Below are 25090 nucleotides of genomic sequence, written 5' to 3'. Positions count from 1 at the left end.
AGAACGCAATCCGATCGAAGGAAAGTTTGGTCAAGCAAAGACTGGTTACGGAATGAATCTCATTTTAGCTCGTCTAGCAAGAACCAGCGAAGCTTGGATTAGCTGCATCGTATTGGTGCTTAACTTGGTCAAATTGGCCGAGCTAGCACTTTATTGCATTATCAATATAGTAATCAAATATGTGGTAGATCTGCGCAAAGATTACAACCTCATACCCCAATACTCAAAAATCTGCTGAAAAAATCATTGAGTTTTTCAGCAGACCCTATATAATTCTTTGCCCCCTTTGGACAACAGCCATCCAGTGCTGGTTTTTTCCAGCTTGTAATCTTCATTGGAGAACATTTTTCCATCAGGTGACTCCACCGAATTCAGTACTACGTTGTCCTGTTCATTGGGGACGAAGATTTCTGCCTTAGATTGGTCCTCGTTCAAAATGATATAGGCAACCAAGACCTGTTCATCGTTTGTTTGTTCTATTGGGGACAGCTTTTCTCCCGCTTCCCATAACCTAACGCAATCGTTTTTTAGTACAGACCAAATATAACCCGCACTTGCCTTGCAGTCATGTGCATCCTCATCGTTGCCTACCAAGGACGTTTCGGTTGTATCGAGGGAAGAGGAAGATGCCTGCTCTTGCTCCTTAGCGGGGTTGTTGCAGGCCGATATACCCAAAGCAAGGAAGGCGAAAATGCCGATAGCCGTTCTTTTCATGTTTTTTTCAATTGTTTTTCTTTGAGGTTTCATAATATTCATTCAATAAAAATAGGTACGCCTTGAAGGAATGATGGAAATAAGGGCCATCGTTGTTCTTGTCGAAAAATTGTCGATAAGCCTCGTTTGGTACAAAGGAAATAGGAACTCCAGGACGGACAAAGTACGCTGTATTTACCGCTTGTGGCAATTCCAGGTGGGGGTAAATATTTTGTGTCCATTTATATAGATAATCTCCCAGGTATTTCTGATAGGCGGCAGAGGATTTATTTGCACTGTTGCGCATTTTGTTATAGGCTTTTTTCATCATGATTCGTTTCAGGAAAGATAGTTTCTTGAAAGTTTCTTCCATGTTGATAAAAGGATTCGGCTGATTCATGTCGGTTTCCCATACTTGCGTAGTGAAGGGCGTTTCCGGCACTAGATCGGCCGAGTTGGTGACGCTGAAGGTCCAGATAGACCGCGTTGTATTGTCGTAATCATAGGCAAAGTACATATTGCCCACCTTGGGCGACGCACTGGCATAGGTCTTCACCCTGATATCGGGGTAGATCTCGTTCAAGTGCCACATCCACGCACTTAAGTAATAGCATAGTGCACCGCCCTGGCTGTGGCCGGCAACTATGAACTTGCGGTAGCCATCACCGTACAAGGAGTCCAGCTTCGGTTTGAAATCACGCGCTATGAAAGCGAAGCCGATAAGCCACCCGGCATGTACCGTGGCGTTTTCCAAGGACGATAGTTTATATGCCAAGGTATCGTTCTCTCCAAAAACGATTTTCCCGTTGGCAGGGATCATCGCACAATAGAAATCGGCCAAGAGCGATTTGGTGTCGGCAGTGGTCCCTCTCAAGGTGACAACGATCGTAGAATCTTTTCCCTTCCATATATCGTAGGTGTTATCCATTCCCATGCTGGGCGAGCGGTACAGGAAGCTAAAGTTGGGATCGTAATCAATAAAGCGATTGCCGGCAATGGTGTCCATAAATGCCTCGTTCAGATGCATCAAATCGGCATATTCATTTGGATCGAAGCCTGTCTTGAACCTGTAGCTGTCGCCTTGCGCTAATACCGTAAGGCTTTTTATGATTAATAGGATACTCCATGCAAAAGCTGCTCTCATAGGACGTTACTAGCTAATAAGAGCTAAAGGTAGATCTTTAGTGTAGAAAACTGAATTTTTACCTTAAGTTTTTGTTAGGCGACGCAAGTCCTGTCCTTTCACTCCGAAGACATTACCCTAGGGGGCAAGGTATCCGCCGTCTACTGCGTAGTATCCGCCATTGGTGAAAGATGCTTTGTCCGAACTTAGCCATAATACCAATTCTGCTACCTCCTCGGGCCTGCCCAGTCTTCCTACAGGATGCTTGGAGGCAAGGAATTTGAGGGTGTCCTCGTCCATATCTTTCAATAAAGGGGTATGGATAAAGGCTGGACCTACCGATACGGCCCTTAGTCCTTGGGCAGCGTATTCCAAGGCAATGTTTTTGGTGAGACCTACTACACCGTGTTTGGCAGCCACATAGGCCGGGCTATTGGGAAAACCTACCTGCCCCAATATGGATGCCATGTTGATTATGACTCCATTTCCGGTCTTTAGCATTGCGGGTATTTGGTATCGGCAGCCATAGAAAACGCCAGAAAGATTAATGGCTATTACCCTGTCCCACCCATCAATAGGATATTCACCTGTGGGTGAGGAGGGGCCTCCCACCCCTGCATTGTTGCAAGCAATATGGAGCGAACCATAGCGCTCTATGGTCTTCGAGACCAACAGTTCATTGTCTACGGCCCTAGAGGTATCTGCCTGTACAAAGAATGCTTCCCCAGCATTGCTTTTTATAAGTTGCACCGTTTCTTCGCCCGATTGGGCATTGATGTCGGAAATGACGACGTTTGCTCCTTCTTTAGCATATAGTTCTGCAATGGATCTGCCTATGCCCGAGCCGCCACCTGTTACCAATGCTGTTTTTCCTGTGAGTAATCCCATAGCTGTTTTGCTTTTTTAGATTTATATAGGTACAAATATGCATTAGTTTTGATGTTGAAAAAATGAGTTTGGTCACCAATGGGCTAACAAAACTTCGATAACACGATTTAAAATTATAATTTAGCAAAAAAAATTCTGATTATGCTACCCAAGATAGATTTTACCAAGACCAATGCATATGCTTATTTGAGCAGTCACTATATCGATATTGCACCCAAACATTTACGGGAGTTGTTTGCAGGCGACGAACAGCGATTTGAGAAATTTTCCTTGTCGTTTCAGGATCTGTTGTTCGATTTCTCAAAAAACAGAATTGATGAGCAAACGATGGCCCTGTTGGTTCAGTTGGCAAAGGAGTGTCAGGTAAGCGAAGCCATCAAGGCTATGTTCTCTGGTGAGTTCATCAATGAAACCGAAGGTCGTGCCGTACTTCATACGGCGCTGCGTTATCAAGGAGATCAACCTGTCTTGGTAAATGGGGAAGACGTGATGCCGGCAGTTCGTGCGGTATTGGATCACATGAAGCAGTTTAGTGAGCAGGTCATAGGTGGTGCGTGGAAAGGCTACACGGGCAAGGAGATTACCGATGTGGTCAATATTGGCATTGGCGGTTCGGACCTGGGTCCTGTGATGGTCACGGAAGCCCTCAAAGCATATAAGACACGGCTCAACCTGCATTTTGTCTCCAACGTGGATGGGACACATATTGTCGAAACCCTGAAGGCTGTGGATCCAGAAACCACCTTGTTCCTCATTGCCTCCAAAACATTTACCACACAAGAGACCATGGCCAATGCACACAGTGCGCGCGATTGGTTCCTGCAATCGGGAGCAACGGAGACCGATATTGCCAAGCATTTTGTCGCTCTTAGTACCAATACGATTGCGGTAGAAGCATTCGGTATCGATAGCCAAAATATGTTCGAATTCTGGGACTGGGTAGGTGGTCGTTATTCCCTTTGGAGTGCCATCGGCTTGTCCATTGCCCTGGGTATCGGATACGACAATTTTGAGGAGCTGCTGAAAGGTGCCTACGAAGCCGATAAACACTTTCAGGAAGCGCCATTTGAGGAAAATATACCGGTTACCATGGCATTGCTAGGAATATGGTACAACAATTTCTTCGATGCCGAGAGCCATGCTATATTGCCGTACGACCAGTATATGCATCGTTTTGCGGCCTATTTCCAGCAGGGCGACATGGAAAGCAATGGCAAGTACGTGGATCGCAATGGCGAGCCGGTCGTTTATCAGACAGGCCCCATCATCTGGGGTGAGCCGGGAACGAACGGACAGCATGCCTTCTATCAGCTTATTCATCAGGGAACGAAACTCATTCCCTGCGATTTCATTGCGCCGGCACAATCGCACAATCCCATAGGCGAACACCATACGCTTTTGCTTTCCAATTTCTTTGCCCAAACGGAAGCCTTGATGAACGGCAAGACGGAAGAAGAAGTACGTGCCGAATTTGCCGCTGCTGGAAAGTCTGGAGAAAAGATCGATGCCTTGGTGCCTTTCAAGGTGTTCGAGGGCAATAGACCTACCAATTCCTTCCTGCTGAAGAAGATAACCCCTCGCTCGCTCGGAACCTTAATAGCTTTGTATGAGCACAAGATTTTTGTGCAGGGCATTATATGGAATATCTTCAGTTTCGACCAATGGGGCGTGGAGCTGGGCAAGCAACTGGCCGGAAAGATCTTGCCCGAATTGCGAACAGAAGAAGAGGTGATTAGCCATGATAGCTCCACCAATGGCCTGATCAACCAGTTTAAGGTTTGGAGGTAAGTTTGCCTATTGCTCGTCGGCTTTTGTTGGTCATTGGTTGATTAGGCAAAGATTTTAATGCTTTGTTGAATGGATCGAAGAGAGATGAGACACCACTTCAATCTATAAACTGGTTGTCAATGGTAGCGACGAAATTTCAGGAGTAATCGCACTTATCGATATCCCCGACGAGCAGCGTATCGAAATAAGGTTATTGGCTTGCGCGACGGATCAAATAGGGCGGAATAAAACTTACGAACGGATTGCTGGCTGTTTGATTGCGTTTTCGGGTCGTTTGGCAGTCACTAAATATGGTGTAAGTGCATGTGTGTCGCTAGTGCCTAAGACGGCTTTGGTAAAACATTACATGGAGCGCTATGGTATGCAGTTTGCTGGCAGACAGTTGTATTTGGAAGGCCCCTCATTGCTCGGGCTATTAAAGGATTATTTTTATGAACAAGGATAAGAAATATACCGACGAAGAACTGGCTGAGGCATTTGTTTATCCAGTTTCACTAACGGATAAACAAAAAAGGGAGGCAGTGGAACAACTGGCCATTGCCCGTAAAAAGGGCCAAAAGGAAATGACGGATAACGATCGGCTTGCTTTGAAGCTTTGGCAGCTGAAATTTCAGCTGGAAGAATACATCGCAGGAGACTATGATCCCGAGAAGCACTTTGGGTATTTTCTACGGAAGTATATCGACATTGTGGGGGCGAAAAGAAAGGTATTTGCGGATACCATAGGTATTGACGAGACACTGTTGAGCCAATTGATCCACAAGCATCGTAGCCCGCCTGATTATATGGCTATTCGACTTGAGCTACATTCGAATGCTACCATTCCTGCTGCTTACTGGTATAGGTTAGTGGAAAAGGAAAAGGAACACTTGATAAAAACGGATATGAAGGCTAGAAGAAAGGAAAGCAGGTTTGTGACGAATCGTCTGACGGTTTCTTTTTAATCTTATCATTTCCAATGACAAGAGTTCCCAAGGAATAAAAAACCTTATGTCCTGTTTCTTGTTGTTAATTCTGAAAGATGATTTTGCGATTAAAACTTTGAGATTATGCAGCTACAGGACATATTTAAGGTAATTATATTAGGAGGAGCTTCTTTATTGTTGGCCTGCAATAGCGGAGCAAAGAAAGGTGATGGGCAGGACGGCGACCCGGTGGTAGACTCTGCAAGTGTAGAGTATGGCTCATCCATTGATCCCGTGGAACCATTGGCCACGGAGCCCCAGAACAAATACGCTAAGGTGATAGGTTGGCCGGAGGGGAAAACGCCCGTGGCCAAAGCGGGATTCAAGGTGGTGAAGTTTGCCGCCGATTTAAATAGCCCCCGTAATATATACGTTGCCGATAATGGCGATATTTTCGTGGCACAGGCCCGTACGGAACGTGAGGGCGAAGCCGAGGAAAAAAAGGCTAGCCGCAATGTGTCGCCCAGCAAAAGTCCCAATACGATTCTTCTTTTCAGGGATACCGATGGCGATGGTACTCCCGACGAGCAATTTACATTTTTGCAAGGCTTAAGCCAGCCTTTCGGCATGTTGGTGCTGGGCGATTATTTCTATGTGGCCAATACGGATGGCTTGGTACGATTTCCCTATAAGGCAGGGGAAACGACAATAAAAGCGAAAGGGGAGAAGCTTGTGGACTTGCCCGCAGGGGGATATAACAACCACTGGACGAGGAATCTCCTAGCTTCCAAAGATGGCAAGAAAATATACATTACGGTAGGATCGGGCACTAATGTAGCCGAACAAGGGTTGGATGTGGAGAAAAGGCGTGCCGATATCTTGGAGGTCAATCCCGATGGAACCGGTGAAAGAATCTTTGCTGCTGGCCTGCGCAATCCGGTAGGAGTGGCTTGGGAACCGGAAAGCGGTAAGTTGTGGACTGCAGTCAACGAAAGGGACGAATTGGGTGACGAATTGGTGCCCGACTATATCACCAGTGTGAAGGAAGGTGGTTTTTATGGATGGCCGTTCGCCTATTGGGGCAAGAATCCAGACCCTCGCCTTGAAGGGCAACGCGAAGATCTAGTGAATGAGACGATAGTGCCCGACTATGCGTTGGGTGCTCATACGGCCTCCTTGGGCTTGGCGTTCAGCAAAGGCGAGAAATTTCCTTACGGTGCTTATATTGGTCAGCATGGATCTTGGAATCGATCCGATTTCGTAGGCTATAAAGTGGCTTTTGTGCCATTTGAAGCGGGCAAGCCAAAGGGAGAAGTGCAAGATTTCCTGAGTGGTTTCATCGCCAATAAAAGTACCAATGAAGTATATGGAAGACCGGTTGGGGTCGCATTTGCCAAGAGCGGCTATCTGCTGGTGGCAGATGATTCGGCTAATACGATATGGGCAGTATTGCCTGATTAATTGTTGAGGCGTCCGCCAATAGATACGTTGTAAATTAAATCTATATGATAAAGTCAGGCTATTTCTTTTTGATAGGCATACTACTCTATGGCGCGATGTCTTTGTATGCGCAGGAAAACAATAAATCAGAATACGGCAGGGAATTGGAATTGAAAGCGCCTTTCGCTACATCCTCTGCCAGCAAGGTATCCAAAGTTATCGGTTGGCCGTCCGATAGGACACCAATTGCGCCTGATGGTTACCGGGTAGTGAAATTTGCCGACGGCCTTTCCAATCCCCGGTGGGTGTATGTGGCTGATAATGGTGATGTTTTTGTATCGCAAGCGCGTACACGCCAAGGGAACAACATCTTGCTGTTTCGAGATACGAATGGAGATGGCGTGGCCGATACGCAAACGGTTTTTCTCGCTGATTTGAACATGCCTTTCGGTATGCTGGTTTTGGGTGATAGCTTCTACGTGGCTACCACCGATGCGGTATGGCAATACCCTTATCGGGCGGGTGAGGATAAAATAACCGCCAAGGGCAAAAAGATTTTGGACTTGCCCGCCGGCGGATACAACAACCACTGGACACGCAATCTTTTTGCCGGCAAGGACGGGCAGAAAATCTTTGTAACCGTGGGTTCTGGTAGCAATGTGGGCGAGAACGGGATGGAGCACGAAGTGGATAGGGCCGATATCTTGGAAATCAATCCAGACGGAAGTGGCAAGCGCGTGTATGCCGCTGGCTTGCGCAATCCGGTAGGATTGGATTATGAGCCCGAAAGCAATATGCTGTGGACAGCGGTCAACGAACGTGATGGCTTGGGGGATGAACTCGTGCCAGATTACATCACAAGCGTGCAAGAGGGCTTTTTCTACGGCTGGCCCTATGCCTATTGGGGCAAAAATCCGGAACCAAGAAGGAAAGGTGAGCGCGACGACCTAGTGGCCAAGAGCGTAAAGCCCGATTTTGCTTTGGGTGCTCATACGGCTTCTCTCGGTTTGGCTTTTAGCCGCTCTGCGGCATTTCCAAAAGGAGCCTATATCGGCCAGCATGGCTCATGGAACAGATCGCAATTTGCCGGCTACAAGGTGGCATTCGTGCCCTTTCAACGTGGTAAGCCTAGTGGCGAAGTGCAGGATTTCCTGAGCGGCTTCATTGCCGATGAGGGCAAAAACGAGGTGTACGGCCGTCCAGTAGGAGTCACTTTTGCCAAGGAAGGCTATATGCTGGTAGTAGACGATGCTGGCAATACGATATGGGCGGTGTTGCCAGATTAGTTTAATTATGGATAAGTATCGGCATATTTGCCAATTTATTTAAAACTGCTCGTCCGTGAGCTCTTTATTGACCATGGCGCCCGTTAGGTTCCCGCTGAATACGGCATTGGCGACCGAACGCATCATGGCCGAATTATCTCCGCAGGCAAACACGCCCTTGGCGGTTGTTTTCTGGAGATTGTCTACTTTGATATATCCTTGCTCTGTCAGTTCGCAACCCAAGGAAACCGGGATGTCCGAATGCTGCTCAAATGGAATAGCTGCATACACCGCCGTGAAATCCATTTTGTCGCCGTTTTCGAAAATCACCTGCTTGATCTGTCCATTCTTGTGATCTACTTCCGCAATTTTCTTTTCCAAGACTTGTATGTTGTGCCTGTCCAGTTTCGTGCGTTGTTCTTCGGTAAATGCCGCTTTTCCCGAAGTCAAGATAGTGATGTTATCGGTCAGGTTATTGACCAGTGAAGCTAGGTGAAATGCCCGTTCTCCATTTGCCATAATGCCTGTTTTTTGGCCACGAAATTCGTAACCGTGGCAGTACGGACAGTGGATTACGGAAATTCCCCAACATTCGGGAAACCCCTTGATGTCTGGCATGAGATCTTTTATACCTGTGGCAAAAATAAGTTTCTTCGCTTCAAATTCTCCACCCTTTTGTGTAGCAATTGCAAATCCATTCTCGTTTTTCCGCCCGCTAAGGGCTAGGTCGCTATGGAATTTTACGGTACCGTAGTTCAAAACCTGTGCTTTGGCTTTTTCTGCAATGGCACTTGGTTTTTCTCCGTCCTGCGTAATGAAATTGTGCGAATGGGGCGTTTGCCGATTGCAAGGTTTTCCGCTGTCAATGATTAGGACTGTTTTCATGGAACGGCCCAAAGACATTGCTGCAGCCAGTCCTGCATAGCTTCCGCCTATTACGATAGCGTCAAAAAGAGGGGTTTCTTTCATACAATGGGATTTTGTGTTGCCCAGAAACCATGTGCTTGTTGATGCAGATCTGCTTGCACGTGATTTTAAAAGCCTACACAAAGATAGGAATAATATTTTATTGCCATAATGTTGCAATAAAATATTCCTACGGTAATAGACCGGAGGGCAAAATCCTAACGTGTCATTTTGGAAATGCACTACTGGTATAGGAATCCCTATATAACTGTCTAGTTTTTATTTTATTAGTTTCTTGACAAGAGCAATATAGCTGAAGATTGATGATAGTCTGTTCCATCTTTGTATTGGTATTTCCAACGGGTCTAATTACGTTCGTCCTTGTCCATCAATGACGGGCTAAGCTTTAGCAATTTCGCAATGAAGGGAGGCACAGATAATGTACTGCTGGTTGCGCAGCTTATCCAAGAACGTGTAACACAAGAGGCAGCAAGCTGCTGCGGACCGTAAAGTTTTTAGTGCGGCCTGCTATCTTCAAAAAATGGTTGAACCCGAGCAATTCTCCGAGGGAAAGGTTCAACCGAAAAAAATGAAATTTATTTTTGAAATATAAAATTACACTCTATATTTGCAGTCCCAAACGGGAGCTTAGCTCAGCTGGTTCAGAGCATCTGCCTTACAAGCAGAGGGTCACTGGTTCGAATCCAGTAGCTCCCACAGAGGTATCCATTATTTGGATACCTTTTTTTGTTTCAACCTATCCCTATTGTACTTCGTTGGGAATACCTGTTTGATATTTGGCCAGCTAGAACCTTAAAGGCTGAATTTTTGCTTTTACTTAAAAAGGAGTCCTTACACTCTTGCGAAATTATGTTGGGCAAATTTTAGTGATTTGCCCAAAAATTGGTAATTTTATGCAGGCTTTGCGTAAGTTTGCCATCTAGAATAGTAATAGTGTATGCCGGTAAAAGGAAATAATTTTAGGACCAATACATTACGTAACGAGGATGAAGGAAAGGGCGCATCCTATAGACCATCCAACAAGAGCAAGTCTCCGCGGGATGGGAAAAAAAGAGAAAAGAGCATCCCAAGCGTCACTACCGCCAAGTTGATAAAGGTAGCGGGGCTTTTCTTTTTAGTGCTGTCCTTGTATTTTTTGGTCGCCTTTACTTCTTATCTTTTTACTTGGCAAATAGACCAAAGCTATGTATCCGAAAGCAATGGAGGGTGGTCCAATCTCACAAAGAGTAGGGAAGAATTGGAAGCCCTTGGGATAGATAACCCCGTTGTGCAAAACTGGCTGGGCAAATTTGGCGCCTTGCTGGCCCATCAATTCATATATAAGTGGTTTGGCGTGGCCTCTTTCCTTTTTATAGGGGTGTTTTTTATCATAGGATATCGTTTGTTGTTCAAAGTGAAGCTTGTGGCATTGGACAGAACCTTTGCTTATGGCTTTTTCCTGTTGTTGTATATCTCGCTTACGATCGGCTTTTTTCACGGCATTGTCAACAATTACCCCCATTTTATGGAAGGCGAATTTGGCTTTTGGAGCAACCGCTTGCTACAGGCGCAGATAGGTCGTACCGGTGTAGCTGGATTCTTGATTTTTGCAGGTCTTACGGCCTTAGTCATTGCCTTTAACGTGGATTTCAAATTGCCTGAACGTAAAAAACGCATTAAGCTGTATGGCGATGGAGAACAGGCGTTGGAGGACGATGAAAGTATGGACGAGGATGAAAATCAAGAAGAAGGCGATTTTCGTTTTAACCGTATCAAGGTGCCAGAAAGGCCCATGGCTGCAGACGGCGGGCGCTTGAGCCAACAACTAGATGTGAAAGCTCCACAACAGCAAGATCAGGATAAGACAGCAGAGAATAAGGGCCTTGAACTGGAACTGGAGAAAACCGATGGGCGTGAGGTATCCTTTGCAAAGAACGAAATCAAGGAAACTCCGGCAAAGAAGGAGGAGCTGACGTTTGAAGTGGAGGAGTCGGTGCCAGATGAGCCGTTGACCCTGACAGTGGAACAAGTAAAGGAGGAAAAGCCTGTAGACAAGGCTGCATCACTGGTGGAAGAGTTTGGGCCATATGATCCAAAACTGGACTTATCGGGATATCGCTACCCTACCTTAGATTTGCTGAAAGACTATGGTTCGGGAAAGATCATGGTGAACAATTCCGAGCTGGAAGCCAACAAGGATAAGATTGTCGAAACCCTGGCCAATTATAATATCGAGATAGATAAGATAAAGGCTACCATTGGCCCTACGGTGACCTTGTATGAGATTATTCCAAAGCCAGGGGTAAGGATTTCCAAAATCAAGAACCTAGAAGACGATATTGCCCTAAGCTTGGCCGCTTTGGGTATCCGCATAATAGCCCCCATGCCCGGCAAGGGCACCATAGGCATTGAAGTGCCCAATACAAAGCCAGAGATGGTGTCCATGCGTTCGGTCATTGCTACGGAGAAGTTTCAGAATACCGATATGGACCTGCCTATTGCATTGGGCAAGACCATCTCCAATGAGGTTTATATTGCCGATTTGGCCAAAATGCCCCACCTTTTGGTAGCAGGAGCTACGGGACAAGGTAAGTCGGTGGGTATTAATGCCATCTTGACCTCGCTTTTGTACAAGCGGCATCCAGCCGAATTGAAATTTGTTTTGGTAGATCCAAAGAAAGTGGAGCTGTCCCTGTTCAAGACTATCGAGCGCCATTTCTTGGCTAAATTGCCCGGAGAAGACGATGCCATCATCACAGATACCAAAAAAGTCATCAATACGCTCAACTCGCTGTGTATTGAAATGGATCAGCGCTACGATTTGCTGAAAAATGCTGGGGTGAGGAACTTGAGAGAGTATAATGCCAAATTTGTAAACCGCAGGCTCAATCCAGAGGAAGGACATCGTTTTCTGCCATTCATCGTACTTATAGTAGATGAGTTTGCCGACTTGATGATGACGGCAGGCAAGGAGGTGGAGACACCTATCGCGCGTTTGGCGCAGTTGGCCCGTGCCGTGGGCATCCACTTGGTAATTGCTACCCAGAGGCCTTCGGTAAATATCATCACGGGAACGATCAAAGCCAACTTTCCCGCGCGTTTGGCCTTTCGCGTCTTGTCAAAGATCGACTCGCGCACCATTCTCGATACGGGAGGTGCCGACCAGTTGATAGGGCGGGGAGATATGCTCCTGGCCACGGGAAGCGATCTGATCCGCATTCAGTGTGCGTTTGTAGATACGCCAGAGGTGGAAGAAATATCTGAATTTATCGGCAACCAGAGAGGCTATCCATCGGCTTTCATGCTGCCAGAGTATGTGGACGAAAATGGTGAGGGCAGTGGTGCAGCCGATGTAGACCTGGTAAACGATAGGGATGCCTTGTTTGAAGACGCGGCCAGGCTCATCGTGATGCACCAACAAGGGTCTACCTCATTGATACAGCGGAAACTCAAATTGGGGTATAACCGAGCAGGGCGCATCATCGACCAGCTGGAAGCAGCTGGGATAGTAGGTCCATTTGAGGGAAGCAAGGCGCGGGATGTACTCTACCCAGATGAATATTCATTGGAACAATACTTGGATACCTTGAATAATGGCGGCAAAGACTAACCTTCTTTCTGTTTTTAAACTTAACGAGATTGCTAGCGTCTAAACTGAAACGAAAGGGGAAAATGATGTACATGATGAAGAAATGGATGTTGGCGGTCTTATTGCTCGTTTTGGGTAACTTGGCTTTTTCACAAACTGGTTCGGTTGCGCAAAAACTTATGCAGGAAGTCGGCCAGAAATATAACGGATATTCCAAACTGAAATTGGATTTTTCATTGAAAGTTACCGACAAGAAGCAGCAAAATACCTTTGGGGACGATGGGGTAGCTTTCTTGGATTTAAAAGCGGATAAGTACAAGGTGGATATGGCCGACCAGACGATTATCTCGGATGGCAAAAGCCAGTGGTCTATATTGAAGGAAGAAAGGGAAGTGCAGTTGACCGAGGTAGACCACAATGACCAATCCATCAGCCCTGCCAACCTGTTTACCTTTTATGATAAGGGCTTCAAATCGACTTTGGCAAAGGATGAGAAATTGGGTGCTACCGTGTTGAAGGTGGTAGACCTATCGCCCATGGATACCAAAAGGCAATATTCTAAGATCCGCCTAAGGATCAATAATGCGACAAAGGAAATATATGATGCCACTGTATTTGACAAAAGTGGTAGCATGTACACCTATACCATCAAGAAATTGCAGACTGCCGCTAACATAGGCAACGAAGTATTTACCTATGATAAAAGCAAGTATCCGCAATATGAACTGGTAGATTTAAGGTGATTTTCAGGATCTTTGCTTGGCCAACTACCTAGTTGCCATCCGTATAAAAGCCGTAAAGCCGTCGACTATATGTTGTACGGCTTTTTTATTAGGGTAGTTTCTTAGATATTGGTTTAATTTTTATCTCAATAATTCCTTGTATTTTTCTATTTGTAGAAATATTTGTTCTTTAAAAGTTTTTATGTGTTTAATTTCGATATAATATATAATTTTTGTTAATTTAGTAGCGATGTATCATTAGCCTTTGCCGAAATGATATCTAAATCTGCTACAATATTTTTCTTTCTATATGGTGCTGCAGTCTTAGGTCAGGACCTTGGTATTGGCAGGTCCCTCGCTATGGGCAATAGCGGTACCGCGCTGGGAGGGATGGAAACATCCATGTTCAATGCCAGTGCTTGGAGCTCGATTTCCGGTTTTGGGATTGGCGCTTATCATCAACGTCATTTCATGAACGACGATATTAGCACCAATGGCTTGCTATTGGGTTTGCCCATTGGAAATAGTGCCTTAGGACTTCAATTGGCTAACTATGGCGTGGATGGGCTTTACAGCGAGACAAGGGTCGGGATGGCCTATGCACGGCAATTTGGTCCAAATCTGTCCATGGGCACACAGCTCAATTTTCATCAATTGCAGATTTCCAGGTATGTGAATACCAAAGTCTATTCGCTGGACCTTGGCGTGCGATACCTTGTGAACGAGAGGTGGTCTTTGGGACTTGCTGGCGGCAACTTGGCCAATGCTGCATATGAGGCCGAGTGGGCGGCAGAATTGCCCATGCGGCTACGTTTGGGGGCGGCATATGCAATGAGCCCTGAACTGCTCTTGGTGGCCGATCAGGTTTATTCTCCAAACGAAAGTAGACATGACTTCCGCTTGGGTTTGGAGTACAGCATCAGCAATCTGGTGCTCATTCGTGGCGGAACAGCCCTCAACCCATTCATGCATTTCATGGGTTTGGGCCTGCACGGAAACCAATTTCAGTTGGATTTTTCATCGGCTATCCATCGTCGGCTCGGTGTATCGCCACAAATTGTTTTGGGCTATGGCTTTTAGGCGTTGTTTGGCAGTAATGTCCATTCTGTTGACTATGCATGTTTTCGGTCAGTCGGAAGGGGAAGCAGGCGACATGGAAGTCCTCTTGGAACAGCTGATGGAAGAGATGGCCGAGCAGTTCGGGGAGGATTTCGACTATTCGGAATTGACCGAACGTCTGCATCACTACCTGAAAAATCCCATAGACCTCAATCGGACAGATGGTAGGGATTTGCAGGCGCTGGGCTTCGTTTCGGCTTGGCAGATCAGGAATTTGCTTGCCCACAGGCGGGAGAGCGGCGACTTCATTTCCGTGTACGAACTGCAGGCGGTGGAAGGGATGGATATGAACACGCTTCGCTTCCTTTTGCCCTTTGTTGCGGTGTACGACAAGACCGAGTGGCTACATGCAAATCTAAGGGCGTACTTCCAGGAAGGCGAACACGACCTGATGTTGCGCTATGGAAGATCAATGCCTTTGGCAAGAGGATACCGCATTGCCGATAGTTCGGGAAGATCCAGGTATTTGGGCAGTCCCGACCGCTATTTTGTGCGCTACCGCTATGCCTTTCGCGATAAGGTCCAATTCTCTATCAACATGAAAAAGGACGCAGGCGAACGTTTCTTTGGTGGAGCGCAGGCCCAGGGCTTTGACTTTTATTCTGCCAGCTTGTACCTGCGACAGCTGGGAAACTGGCAGAAAATCGTCATTGGCGACTTCGGCCTCCAATTTGGGCAAGGACTGGGCATCTGGACAGGCATGGCCTTCGGGAAGGGCAGCATGCTCCAGATGATGGCACGTCAGGAGCAGGGTTTGCGCCCTTATACCTCTTCCAATGAATATTTTTACCTACGAGGTCTTGCGGCAACTTATGTTAAGGGTAGGATTTCCTTTACGCCCTTTGTTTCCTACAAACCAATGACCGCTACCATGCAGGATAGCGTAAATGGCATGCGCTCATTCAGCAGCATAAGCCAGACAGGACTGCATAGGACGCCAAGTGAGGCAGCTAACAGAAATAGCCTTCGCCAATGGTTGTATGGTGCCAATACCCTATATAGGGGACGGTATTTTCAGCTGGGAGCAACGTACTATCATATGGAGTTTGACGGGTTTTGGCAGCCAACCGATAGACTGTACAACCGTTTTGCCTTCGCTGGGAGCAGGAGCGATCAGACATCCCTTTACTACGATTTCAATGCGGGCAATGCCTATGTATATGGTGAAGGGGCCTACCAGTGGGGGCGGGGCTTCGCCTATCTTAATGGGGCCATATTCAGCCTTTCCCATCAGCTGTCAGCTCTGGTATTTCATCGCCATTATCAAAAAGAATACGACGTGCTTTACAACCAGGCCATTGCCGAAGGGAGCGAAGCAAGCAATGAACGAGGTTTCTATTCGGGACTGAGCTTTCAGCCTCATAGACAATTGGAGTGGGTGGCCTATGCCGATCACTTTAGCTTTCCGTGGCTGCGCTATCGGGTAGACGCGCCATCGAATGGGCTCGACCTCTTTACCCAATTGACCTATTCGCCGCAAAGAACCACGCGTATCCTCCTGCGGTACAGGTACCGGGATAAGGCAGAAAACGAAGGTGGCGAGAGCGCCTTCGATGCTTTGCAAAGCGTAAAAAGGCAGCAAATGCGGCTGGACTTACAATATCGCGGCAATGATGCCTGGCGATTTCGCAATAGGGTGGAGTACATCCTTTATGATAAAGGAGGTGATAGGGAGAAGGGCTATATGGTCTATCAAGATGTTTTCTACCAGTTATATAAGACCCGATTGAGCTTTAATGGACGTATCGGTTATTTCAATACCTCTGGATATAATACAAGGATATACGCTTTTGAGAACGACGTGCTGTATGCCTATTCCTTTCCGCAATACAGTGGCAAGGGTATTCGCTATTATATGAATGCACGATGGAAAATAGCGAAAGGTCTGGATGCATGGATTCGCTATGCGGGTTTTACCTATCGCGATAGGGATACCATTGGATCCGGCCTAGACGAGATACAGGGAAACAGGCGGTCGGAGGTGAAGGTGCAATTGCGATGTCAACTTTAAGAAGCCATGGAAAAAGAAAGATGGTATAAAGGCAGTATTCCATTTGTGCGGTTTTTGATCGCCTATGTGCTGGGTATTCTAGTTGCTTTTTTCGTCTCTCCAACGCCGTCTTGTCTTTCCATAGCTTATGCTGCCTGTGCTGCTTTATTGTTTGCCATTGCGCTTTGCCGTTTTTTTAAAAAGTGGAATAGCAAGAAAATAACACTTCATGGCCTATTGGTTTTTCTTTTCTTGATGACCGTGGGCCTGCTATTGGTATGGCGCGTGCAGCCCTCGGTCAATGAGATGCATTTTAGCAGGTCCTCAGGAGAGGAGCTGATTGGCTACATCCGTTCGGAAGCGATAGAAAAGAATGGTCGGATGCGGTTTGATTTTGAAGTGATAGGTGTGAGGGAAAAGAGAAAGTGGATACCAGCGGATGGGCGCTTGCTGGTGAACGTCTCGACGGACGAGTTGCCGGCGAGTGATTGGGGCTATGGCGAAATGCTGGTATTGCCACAAGACTACCGCGTGGTAGAAGGGCCCAAAAATCCCAACGAATTCAATTATCAACGATATCTTTCCAATAGGCAAATCTATCACCAAGCATTTCTGAGGGAGGAGCAGGTGCTGCATATGGACATTAGCAGAGGGAATCCGATTGTGAGTCTGGCGCTAAAGTGGCGGCAGAAATTATTGGAAAAGTATCGGTTCTATATCAAGAACGAGACGGCTTTTAATGTACTCAGTGCTTTGGTGCTAGGCTACAGGGCAGAGATAGACGATCATCTCTATCAGGCCTTTTCTACAACGGGAACGATCCACGTACTTTCCGTATCGGGAATGCATGTGGGCATGGTGTATTGGCTCCTTGCCTTCCTCCTGGGCTGGATGAAAGGCAGTAGGTCTATAAGGTGGTTTAGGTATGTCTTAATTGTTCTGGCTATATGGGCATATTGCGTGCTCACGGGGATGGCCCCTTCTACATTGAGAGCAGCTGTCATGATCAGTTTTGTGGTCACCGCCCAATCTTTTTCCCGACAACATCAGGCGTTCAATACGATAGCGGCATCCGCTTTTGTGCTCCTTTTGTTCAATCCCCTTTTTTTGCTAGATGTGGGTTTTCAATTGAGCTATTTGGCAGTTTTTGGAATTGCTTGGCTCTATCAAGTGCTTAACCGGTGGATGCCCGTTGCGAACTGGGTCTTGAGGCAAGCCAGGGATGCTTGCTCCATTTCCTTATCGGCACAGCTTTTTGCCACCCCGCTTTCGATGTTCTATTTTCACTTGTTTCCCAATTATTTCCTCTTGGGTAACCTATTCATAGGGCTGCCAGCCACCTTAATGGTGTATGGTGGCATATTGGTGCATTTTTTGCCTTACGGCAAAGCTGCCTATGCCCTGTCTCATATTCTCGAACGATTGACTCTATGTACCATGGACGGCCTGTCTTTCTTGTCCAAATTGCCCTTTGCATCCATTAGCGGCGTATGGCTTTCTGTTTGGCAGACGTTGCTGTGGTACTGCCTGATAGTTTTTACGTTATGGGCATTCTTCCATAGGCAGAAAAGCGCCTTCATAGCGACCCTTGTCTCTTTCATTGTTCTTGCCTTCTCGCAGCTGCTTACGTATTTCGAACACCACGGTCATGCACGGTTGGTTTTTCATCAGGTTAATCAAAGCTGGGCTATCAGCTATGCCGATGGAATGAAGGCTTTGTGCCTTTCCAATTTGGACGGACCCACTAACAGTCAATTTCGCTATTCGGTGCAGCCCTTTCTCGATCGATTTCATTGTGCTGAAAAAAAGTTTATGCCGGATGAGCATAAAAGCTATCTGTTTCGTATGGGCGATTGGCATATACTTGTCTTGGAAAAAAACGTGTCTATAGAAGATATACCCGACAATATAGATTTTGTGCTGCTTCGTGGCAATGCAATTGTCGACTTACAAGCACTGTCAAATTCTTTGTCTCATATTACACTCATTGTAGATGGTAGTAATAAAACCGAAACAGTACAAGAAGCACAAAGTTTGGCCATTAAACGACAGTGGAAGTTTTATCCCTTGAAGGATAGCTACGCATATATTTCCGAATGAGTTTTCTGAGAGATAGCTATTGGACGGCTACATGCATGTTTTTCTCTGCTTAAAGTCATTTGCATATAAAGGACGATTTAGCTAAGTTTGGATTGAGGAGGTAAACCAGCGTGGATTTGGACGAAATACTTTTTAAATATTGGCATCATAAGCAATTTCGGCCTTTGCAGCGAGAGGTTATTGACCATGTCATGCAAGGCAGGGATACGCTGGTCTTGATGCCCACCGGTGGCGGAAAGTCCCTGTGCTATCAGGTACCTTCAATGGCCATGGAAGGAATCTGTATAGTGGTAAGCCCCTTGATTGCACTGATGAAAGATCAAGTTGAGATTCTGCGGTCCAAAGGTATTCAGGCGATGGCAATCTTTTCGGGCATGAGCAAAAGAGAGGTGGATATTGCCTTGGACAACTGCGTATATGGCGCCATCAAGTTTCTCTACCTGTCGCCGGAAAGGCTGATGAGTGAGTTGGTGCGTGAACGCATAAGGTACATGAAGGTGAATCTTTTCGCCATTGACGAGGCGCATTGTATAAGTGAATGGGGCTATGATTTCCGTCCTCCTTATTTGCATTTGTCTGACTTGAGGGAGCTGCAGCCAGATGTGCCCTTTATTGCGCTGACGGCGACGGCTACAGAGCAGGTTGTGGAAGATATACAACAAAAGTTGGCATTCAGAAAGCCAGATCGCGGCAATGCGGTCTTTCGGACCAGCTTTGCTAGAAGCAATCTAGCTTACATAGTGCTGAAGGAGGAATCCAAGTTTTCACGATTGCTCAACATCATCCGTAAGGTGGGCGGTAGTGGCATTGTCTACGTGAGGAACAGGCGCGAAACCCAGGAAATAGCCCGCTACCTATTGCAGGAAAAGGTGAGTGCCGATTTCTACCATGCGGGATTGAGCACGCCCGATAGGGGAGCAAAACAGGACGCATGGCGGAGAAATCACACACAAGTTATTGTAGCCACAAATGCCTTCGGTATGGGGATAGACAAGCCGGATGTACGTTTCGTGGTGCACATGGATGTGCCAAGTTCCCTAGAAGCCTATTACCAGGAGGCTGGTCGTGCCGGTCGCGATGGACAAAAAGCCTATGCAGTATTGCTCTATAACGAAGGCGATAAGGAAAGGCTGGAGACAAACTTCTTGGCGAGCTTTCCCACTGTGGCAGAAATTAGGCAGATCTATTACCATCTATGCAACTATTATCAGTTGGCATATGGTGCCGGACAGTTTATGACCTTTAATTTCGATGTTGGTGATTTTTGTACACGCTATCAGCTGGATGTACTCAAAACATTGAGCGCATTGAAGTTCCTTGAACGGAGTGAATGGATTGCCTTGACGGAAAATGTCTATTTGCCGTCACGGTTGCAGTTTGAGGTTAACCCGAGCGACTTATATACTTTTCAGGTAGCGCATGCCCATCTGGATAGCTTTATTAAGACTATCCTTAGGGCATATGGCAATGCGTTTGACCGTTATATTTCTTTTCGGGAATCTGATTTGGCTCGCAAAATGGGCCTGCCGATCAGCAAGGTGATCGATATGCTGGAGCAGCTGCAGAAATTTGAGGTGATAAGCTATATTCCGCAAACCGATAAGCCCCAGCTGCAATTTCTTTTGCCCAGGAGCGACTCGCAGCACCTTGAGGTCGATAGACAGCATATCGAGGCGCGCAAGGCAGTAGGGAAAAAGCAGCTTAAGGCGGTAATGCGCTTTTTGGATGATGACCTATGTAGGAGTGTAAGCTTGTTAGACTATTTCGACGAGCATGATGCTACGCGCTGCGGTATCTGCGATGTGTGCCTGCGGCTCCAGGGCAAGAAGGCCGAGTCGCGCATAGAACAGATAAGGCAAGAGATCATTACTGCATTGGAGAGCGAAGCTAGGGCCCTTAAGACACTGCTAGCAGATGTAGATACGAACGAAGAAGACTTGTATATTCATGCCATTAGGGAAATGGTAGATGAGGGTATCCTGATTATAGAAAAAGAGCTGTATGTGTTGAATAAGAAGCTCTCGTGAACTTGTCGGATGCAAATCAAATATTCGGTCAGTCGATTGCTTTTTTCATGGTGTGGCTCTTGAGAGCTCCAAGATGGGCTAGGCCGATTAAAATAATAGTTTGACCTTGTAAGTTTCTTTATTTTGGGCTAGGTTTGTCAGGTACACTTAAACGAGTATGCCATATGGACGATTTTATTGCTGCCCGTTCGCAAATGGCTCTTTCATTGGGCTTTCATATCATATTTGCATGTGTAGGCATGGTTATGCCCTTCTTTATGGCTATTGCCCATTTTAAGTATTTGCGTTCTGGAGACGAAATGTATAAAGGCCTTACCAAGGCATGGAGCAAAGGTGTGGCCATATTGTTTGCAACTGGCGCCGTTTCCGGTACGATGCTGTCCTTTGAATTGGGTTTGCTATGGCCCAAGTTCATGGAACATGCAGGCCCTATTTTCGGTATGCCCTTTTCGCTGGAGGGCACGGCCTTTTTCATTGAGGCGATTGCTTTGGGATTTTTCCTGTATGGATGGGGAAGGTTCAACAAATGGTTCCACTGGTTCACGGGAGTCGTAGTGGGAATCAGCGGACTGGCTTCGGGTATATTGGTCGTGGCGGCCAATGCTTGGATGAACAGTCCTGCCGGATTTGATTTTGTGAATGGCGAGTACCTAAATGTCGACCCCATGAAAGCCATGTTCAATGAGGCGTGGCTCAGCCAGTCTATACATATGAGCATTGCCGCTTTTTCGGCCACGGGTTTTGCCGTTGCGGGGGTGCATGCGCTGATGATCTTGCGCCAGAAAAATGTCGAATTTCATAGCAAGGCATTCAAAATAGCCGCATTTTGTGCGGCTATAGCAGCCATATTGCAGCCACTGAGTGGCGACTTCTCTGCCAAGGATGTCGCCAAGCGCCAACCCGCTAAGCTGGCGGCCATGGAAGCTCATTTTCATACCGAGGCTCATGCTCCGCTCATCGTAGGAGGTGTGCCCGACGAGGAAAGCCAATCGGTTAAATATGCTGTCAAACTTCCCGGACTTCTTAGCTGGATGGTACATGGTGATGCTTCAAAGCCGGTGACTGGATTGGTAGATATTCCTAAAGAGGATAGACCGCCGGTAGCCATTACCCACTATTCCTTTCAGGTAATGGTAGGACTTGGAATGGTGATGCTGCTTTTGGGTGTCGTTTATCTCGTGTTGCTTGCGTTGAAGAAGCAACCTTTGTCCAAGAAATGGCTAATGCGGCTTTTTGTGCTGGCTACTCCATTGGGGTACATCGCTCTGGAAGCTGGCTGGATGGTAACGGAAATAGGAAGGCAGCCATGGATTATCTATGGTGTGATGCGCACGGCCGATGCGGTTACACCCATGCCCGGTCTGGTCTATTCGTTTTATTTGTTTACGGCTGTATTCGTTTCGCTCTCGGCCATTGTAGTATTCCTGCTCTATAGGCAGATATTGATGGTTAGCAAGCTCTATGACGTGAATAGCCCGGATTATTTGGATAAAAACTAAGGAATTATGCTATATGTAGTCATTGCCTACCTATGGGCTTCTATATGGTTGTACCTGCTTTTGGGGGGAGCCGATTTTGGCGCCGGCATTGTGGAGTTATTTAGTTCCAAGGGAAATAAGCTGCATACCAGAAATATCATGTACAAGGCCATTGGCCCTGTATGGGAAGCCAACCATATGTGGCTCATCATTGCCGTGGTGATTCTCTTTGTGGGCTTTCCTCAGATATATACCTTGATGTCCACTTATGTCCATATTCCATTGGCGGCCATGCTGCTTGGGATTATCGCAAGGGGCACGGCTTTTACGTTTCGTAACTATGATGCCATAGACGACAGGTGGCAAAAGGTGTACAGCAAAATTTTTGTTTATTCCAGTGCCGTTACGCCATTTTTCCTTGGCATCATTGCCGGAACTACCGTTTCTGGCACGATCAATCCGCAGGCCGACAACTTTCTGGACGCCTATGTGCTCAACTGGCTCAATTGGTTCTGTGTGTCGGTAGGATGTTTTACGGTGGCTATCTGCGGCTATCTGGCCACAATCTATATTATCGGAGAGGTAAAAGAACAGAGCGACAAAGCCCTGTTTGTTCGCAAGGCCAAATTTATGATTATCGCTGCCTTTGTTTTTGGTGCATTGGTATTTGCCACTGCGGCCTATTCGGGCGTGCCTTTGGCCCAATGGATTTTCGGCCATACAGTGAACGTTATTGCCATTGTATTGGCCATAGCCTCGCTATTGTTTATGTGGAAAAGCCTATATGTGAGCTCACCGGTGCTTTTGCGCATTTTGGCGGGCTTTCAGGTTACGATGATCTTGTTTGCCGCTACTTCCACCCACTTTCCAAATATCGTCTTGTTACATGGCGGACAAGCACTTTCGTTGCTCGAGGATGTGGGAAGTCCAAAAACGATAGCAACATTGGCATGGGCCCTTTTGATAGGGAGCATCTTTATACTACCAGCATTGTTTTATCTGATGTATTCCTTTGGTAAAGAGAATAAAGAGGTGATAGGACACGATGCATGACCGATGCACAACAATGAATGGAAGTAGTTTTTTCTATGCGTCTTGATTAATTGCCTTCCAGATTAGATCTTTCAGTGGAGCGATGCCAGTCTGTGCTACGGCCGATATAAATACGGAAGGTATGTCGTGCGGAAGCTCCTTTTTCATTTCCGCTATCAGCTCTTCGTCTAGCAAATCCGATTTGCTGATGGCTAGTAGGCGCGGCTTATCCAGCAATTCCGGATTGTACGCTGTCAGTTCCTTTAGCAGGATATCATATTCTTCCTGAATGCTACGATCGGTATCCGCCGGGACCAAAAATAGCAAGACCGAGTTGCGTTCAATATGCCTTAAAAAGCGATAACCCAATCCCTTTCCTTGTGATGCTCCTTCTATAATCCCTGGGATATCGGCCATGATAAAGGATTTGTTGTCTCGGTAGGAAACGATACCCAGATTGGGTACCAAGGTAGTGAAGGGATAGTTTGCAATTTCAGGCTTTGCGGCAGAGACTACGGATAGTAAAGTCGATTTTCCGGCATTAGGGAAGCCTACTAGGCCCACATCCGCCAATACCTTTAGCTCTAAAATGATCCACTCTTCCTTGCCATCTTCGCCAGACTGTGCAAAGCGAGGAGTTTGTTTGGTAGGTGTTTTGAAATGCCAATTGCCCAAGCCACCGCGACCGCCAGCCGTGAGAATCTTTGTCTCCCCATCTTCCGTGATGTCAAACAGTACCTCTCCTGTTTCGGCATTGCGCGCAATGGTGCCCAAAGGCACTTCCAATACCTCATCCTGGCCGTCTGCACCGTGTTTTAACGCAGAACCGCCAGTGCCACCGTTTTCGGCGATGATATGCTTTCTGTATTTGAGGTGCAGTAAAGTCCACAGTTGGCTGTTGCCCTTTAGTATGATATGTCCGCCACGACCTCCGTCGCCCCCATCAGGCCCACCTTTTGCGGTGTGCTTGTCACGATGCAAATGGGCCGATCCTGCCCCTCCTTTTCCCGAGCGGCAACATATCTTTACATAATCGACAAAATTGGAGCCTTGAGCCATAGTTATCTGTTATTGGTGGATGTTTGCCTGCCTGTCTGGTGGCAGGTCGTTAGTGGTGCTTGGATGAACAGAAAAAGCGCCAATTATATTTATTAATTGACGCTTCGCTCTTTTTTCGAAAACATTAAAAACTATCTATTTCCTTACTGATATTATTGAAAATAGTGTCAATGTCGCCAATACCATTTACCTTGGCCAGTTTGCCTTGTTGCTCATAGTACGGGAGCACGTGAATGGTCTTGTTGAAATACTCGGCAATTCGCTTTTGCAACTTGTCGGCATCATCGTCAGCACGATTGCTTATCTTTTTGCGTTCGGCGATGCGCTTTGTCAGCTCAGCTTCGTCTACATCCAGCGCTACCACGCCCGATATGCTCGTACCGATGCTTTCAAGGAATTTGTCTAGTGCTTCGGCTTGCGCTACCGTACGTGGAAATCCGTCAAAGATGAAACCTTTGGCTGTCGGGTTTTTCTCGATTTCCTTTTCCAGCATGGCAATGGTGATGGAATCCGGTACCAGCTGGCCATCAGCGATGAGGCTGCTTACTTGTTTCCCTAGTTCCGTTTGGTTTTTGATATGCGCCCTGAACAGATCACCGGTAGAAATATGTACCAAATTGTACTTCTCTATCAATTTTTCAGATTGAGTCCCTTTGCCAGCTCCCGGAGGGCCGAATAATACCAAGTTTAGCATAGCGTCCTAATTGATAAAAAAAGCCTAATCGTTGCCGACTAAGCTTCAGTGAAAAAATGTGCGCTTGAAGGGAGTCGAACCCCTAACCTCCTGATCCGTAGTCAGGTGCTCTATCCAGTTAAGCTACAAGCGCGTTGTCCTAGAATTGGACTGCAAAGATAGAAATGGAATTTGATTCTGCAAAGAATAATTGGAAAAAAATCCCTCTAAATTGCATGCTCGGCCTTAGTTCTTCCATCAAAATGGACTATACTTTTTGCGTAAAATTTGTT

General features: G+C 46.6%; 19 protein-coding genes and 2 tRNA genes. 14 read left to right on the top strand and 7 right to left on the bottom strand.

From position 1 onward, the window contains the following. Positions 1-238: transposase (locus A37S_RS28250; protein WP_028295586.1), on the top strand; the 238-nt coding region annotated here is incomplete at its 5' end. 17 nt (positions 239-255) lie between these two features. Here the strand turns inward: A37S_RS28250 and A37S_RS26015 are convergent. The 3 genes from A37S_RS26015 to A37S_RS0102175 all read right to left on the bottom strand — a co-directional run bounded on the left by A37S_RS26015 (position 256) and on the right by A37S_RS0102175 (position 2704). After that, complete coding sequence (locus A37S_RS26015; protein WP_157278315.1) at positions 256-714, bottom strand: hypothetical protein; 459 nt, start codon at positions 712-714, stop codon at positions 256-258. Between the two features lie 7 nt (positions 715-721). Beyond that, on the bottom strand, positions 722-1837 hold the full coding sequence (locus tag A37S_RS23240; RefSeq protein ID WP_051292645.1) for a lipase family protein: 1116 nt from the start codon (positions 1835-1837) through the stop codon (positions 722-724). A 117-nt stretch (positions 1838-1954) separates the two neighbouring features. After that, positions 1955-2704: a glucose 1-dehydrogenase gene (locus tag A37S_RS0102175; RefSeq protein ID WP_028295585.1), complete on the bottom strand. Its 750-nt coding sequence runs from the start codon at positions 2702-2704 to the stop codon at positions 1955-1957. Positions 2705-2845: 141 nt separating this feature from the next. On the opposite strand from A37S_RS0102175, the gene pgi reads away from it, so the two are divergent. The 4 genes from pgi to A37S_RS23225 all read left to right on the top strand — a co-directional run bounded on the left by pgi (position 2846) and on the right by A37S_RS23225 (position 8123). Continuing rightward, positions 2846-4492 carry a glucose-6-phosphate isomerase gene (pgi, locus tag A37S_RS0102170; protein WP_028295584.1) on the top strand — a complete coding sequence of 549 codons (1647 nt, stop codon included), beginning with the start codon at positions 2846-2848 and terminating at the stop codon, positions 4490-4492. A 431-nt stretch (positions 4493-4923) separates the two neighbouring features. Next, on the top strand, positions 4924-5436 hold the full coding sequence (locus tag A37S_RS26005) for a hypothetical protein (protein ID WP_051292643.1): 513 nt from the start codon (positions 4924-4926) through the stop codon (positions 5434-5436). A 105-nt stretch (positions 5437-5541) separates the two neighbouring features. Then, entirely contained in the window at positions 5542-6858 is a 1317-nt protein-coding gene (locus A37S_RS0102155) for a PQQ-dependent sugar dehydrogenase (RefSeq protein ID WP_051292642.1), read from the top strand. A gap of 44 nt (positions 6859-6902) precedes the next feature. Further along, positions 6903-8123 (top strand): PQQ-dependent sugar dehydrogenase, encoded by a 1221-nt coding sequence (locus A37S_RS23225; protein WP_084163716.1) that lies wholly within the window; start codon positions 6903-6905, stop codon positions 8121-8123. A gap of 39 nt (positions 8124-8162) precedes the next feature. On the opposite strand, the gene A37S_RS0102145 is transcribed toward A37S_RS23225, so the two are convergent. Then, entirely contained in the window at positions 8163-9071 is a 909-nt protein-coding gene (locus tag A37S_RS0102145) for an NAD(P)/FAD-dependent oxidoreductase (protein ID WP_028295582.1), read from the bottom strand. Between the two features lie 579 nt (positions 9072-9650). Here A37S_RS0102145 and A37S_RS0102140 point away from each other — a divergent pair. From A37S_RS0102140 to A37S_RS0102100, 9 genes are all read left to right on the top strand, one after another. Continuing rightward, positions 9651-9725, top strand: a tRNA-Val gene (locus A37S_RS0102140). 241 nt (positions 9726-9966) lie between these two features. Then, positions 9967-12618: an FtsK/SpoIIIE family DNA translocase gene (locus tag A37S_RS0102135; protein WP_028295581.1), complete on the top strand. Its 2652-nt coding sequence runs from the start codon at positions 9967-9969 to the stop codon at positions 12616-12618. Positions 12619-12689: 71 nt separating this feature from the next. Beyond that, the gene (lolA1, locus tag A37S_RS0102130) at positions 12690-13340 is read left to right on the top strand and encodes an outer membrane lipoprotein periplasmic chaperone LolA1 (protein ID WP_245586288.1); all 651 of its coding nucleotides are present in this window, start codon (positions 12690-12692) and stop codon (positions 13338-13340) included. Positions 13341-13592: 252 nt separating this feature from the next. Further along, positions 13593-14399, top strand: a complete 807-nt coding sequence (locus A37S_RS27380) for a PorV/PorQ family protein (protein ID WP_028295579.1) — start codon at positions 13593-13595, stop codon at positions 14397-14399. Then, positions 14389-16449: a helix-hairpin-helix domain-containing protein gene (locus A37S_RS0102120; protein WP_028295578.1), complete on the top strand. Its 2061-nt coding sequence runs from the start codon at positions 14389-14391 to the stop codon at positions 16447-16449. Before A37S_RS27380 ends, A37S_RS0102120 begins: the two co-directional genes overlap by 11 nt. A 6-nt stretch (positions 16450-16455) precedes the next feature. Further along, a complete protein-coding gene (locus tag A37S_RS0102115) occupies positions 16456-18528 on the top strand; it encodes a ComEC/Rec2 family competence protein (RefSeq protein ID WP_028295577.1) in 2073 nt (690 codons plus the stop codon). 110 nt (positions 18529-18638) lie between these two features. Beyond that, positions 18639-20555 (top strand): RecQ family ATP-dependent DNA helicase, encoded by a 1917-nt coding sequence (locus A37S_RS0102110; RefSeq protein ID WP_028295576.1) that lies wholly within the window; start codon positions 18639-18641, stop codon positions 20553-20555. Between the two features lie 164 nt (positions 20556-20719). Then, positions 20720-22054 carry a cytochrome ubiquinol oxidase subunit I gene (locus A37S_RS0102105; protein ID WP_028295575.1) on the top strand — a complete coding sequence of 445 codons (1335 nt, stop codon included), beginning with the start codon at positions 20720-20722 and terminating at the stop codon, positions 22052-22054. Between the two features lie 6 nt (positions 22055-22060). Beyond that, entirely contained in the window at positions 22061-23086 is a 1026-nt protein-coding gene (locus A37S_RS0102100) for a cytochrome d ubiquinol oxidase subunit II (protein ID WP_028295574.1), read from the top strand. Positions 23087-23119: 33 nt separating this feature from the next. Here A37S_RS0102100 and obgE read toward each other — a convergent pair whose 3' ends face one another. From obgE to A37S_RS0102085, 3 genes are all read right to left on the bottom strand, one after another. Then, entirely contained in the window at positions 23120-24124 is a 1005-nt protein-coding gene (obgE, locus tag A37S_RS0102095; protein WP_028295573.1) for a GTPase ObgE, read from the bottom strand. Positions 24125-24248: 124 nt separating this feature from the next. Next, entirely contained in the window at positions 24249-24818 is a 570-nt protein-coding gene (locus A37S_RS0102090) for an adenylate kinase (protein ID WP_028295572.1), read from the bottom strand. A 59-nt stretch (positions 24819-24877) separates the two neighbouring features. Then, a tRNA-Arg gene (locus tag A37S_RS0102085) sits at positions 24878-24951 on the bottom strand. Positions 24952-25090 lie beyond the last annotated feature (139 nt).

Origin of the sequence: Olivibacter sitiensis DSM 17696 (assembly GCF_000427965.1) — a bacterium.
Classification (GTDB): Bacteria; Bacteroidota; Bacteroidia; order Sphingobacteriales; family Sphingobacteriaceae; genus Olivibacter; species Olivibacter sitiensis.
This window is presented reverse-complemented; position numbering and strand designations above follow the sequence as displayed.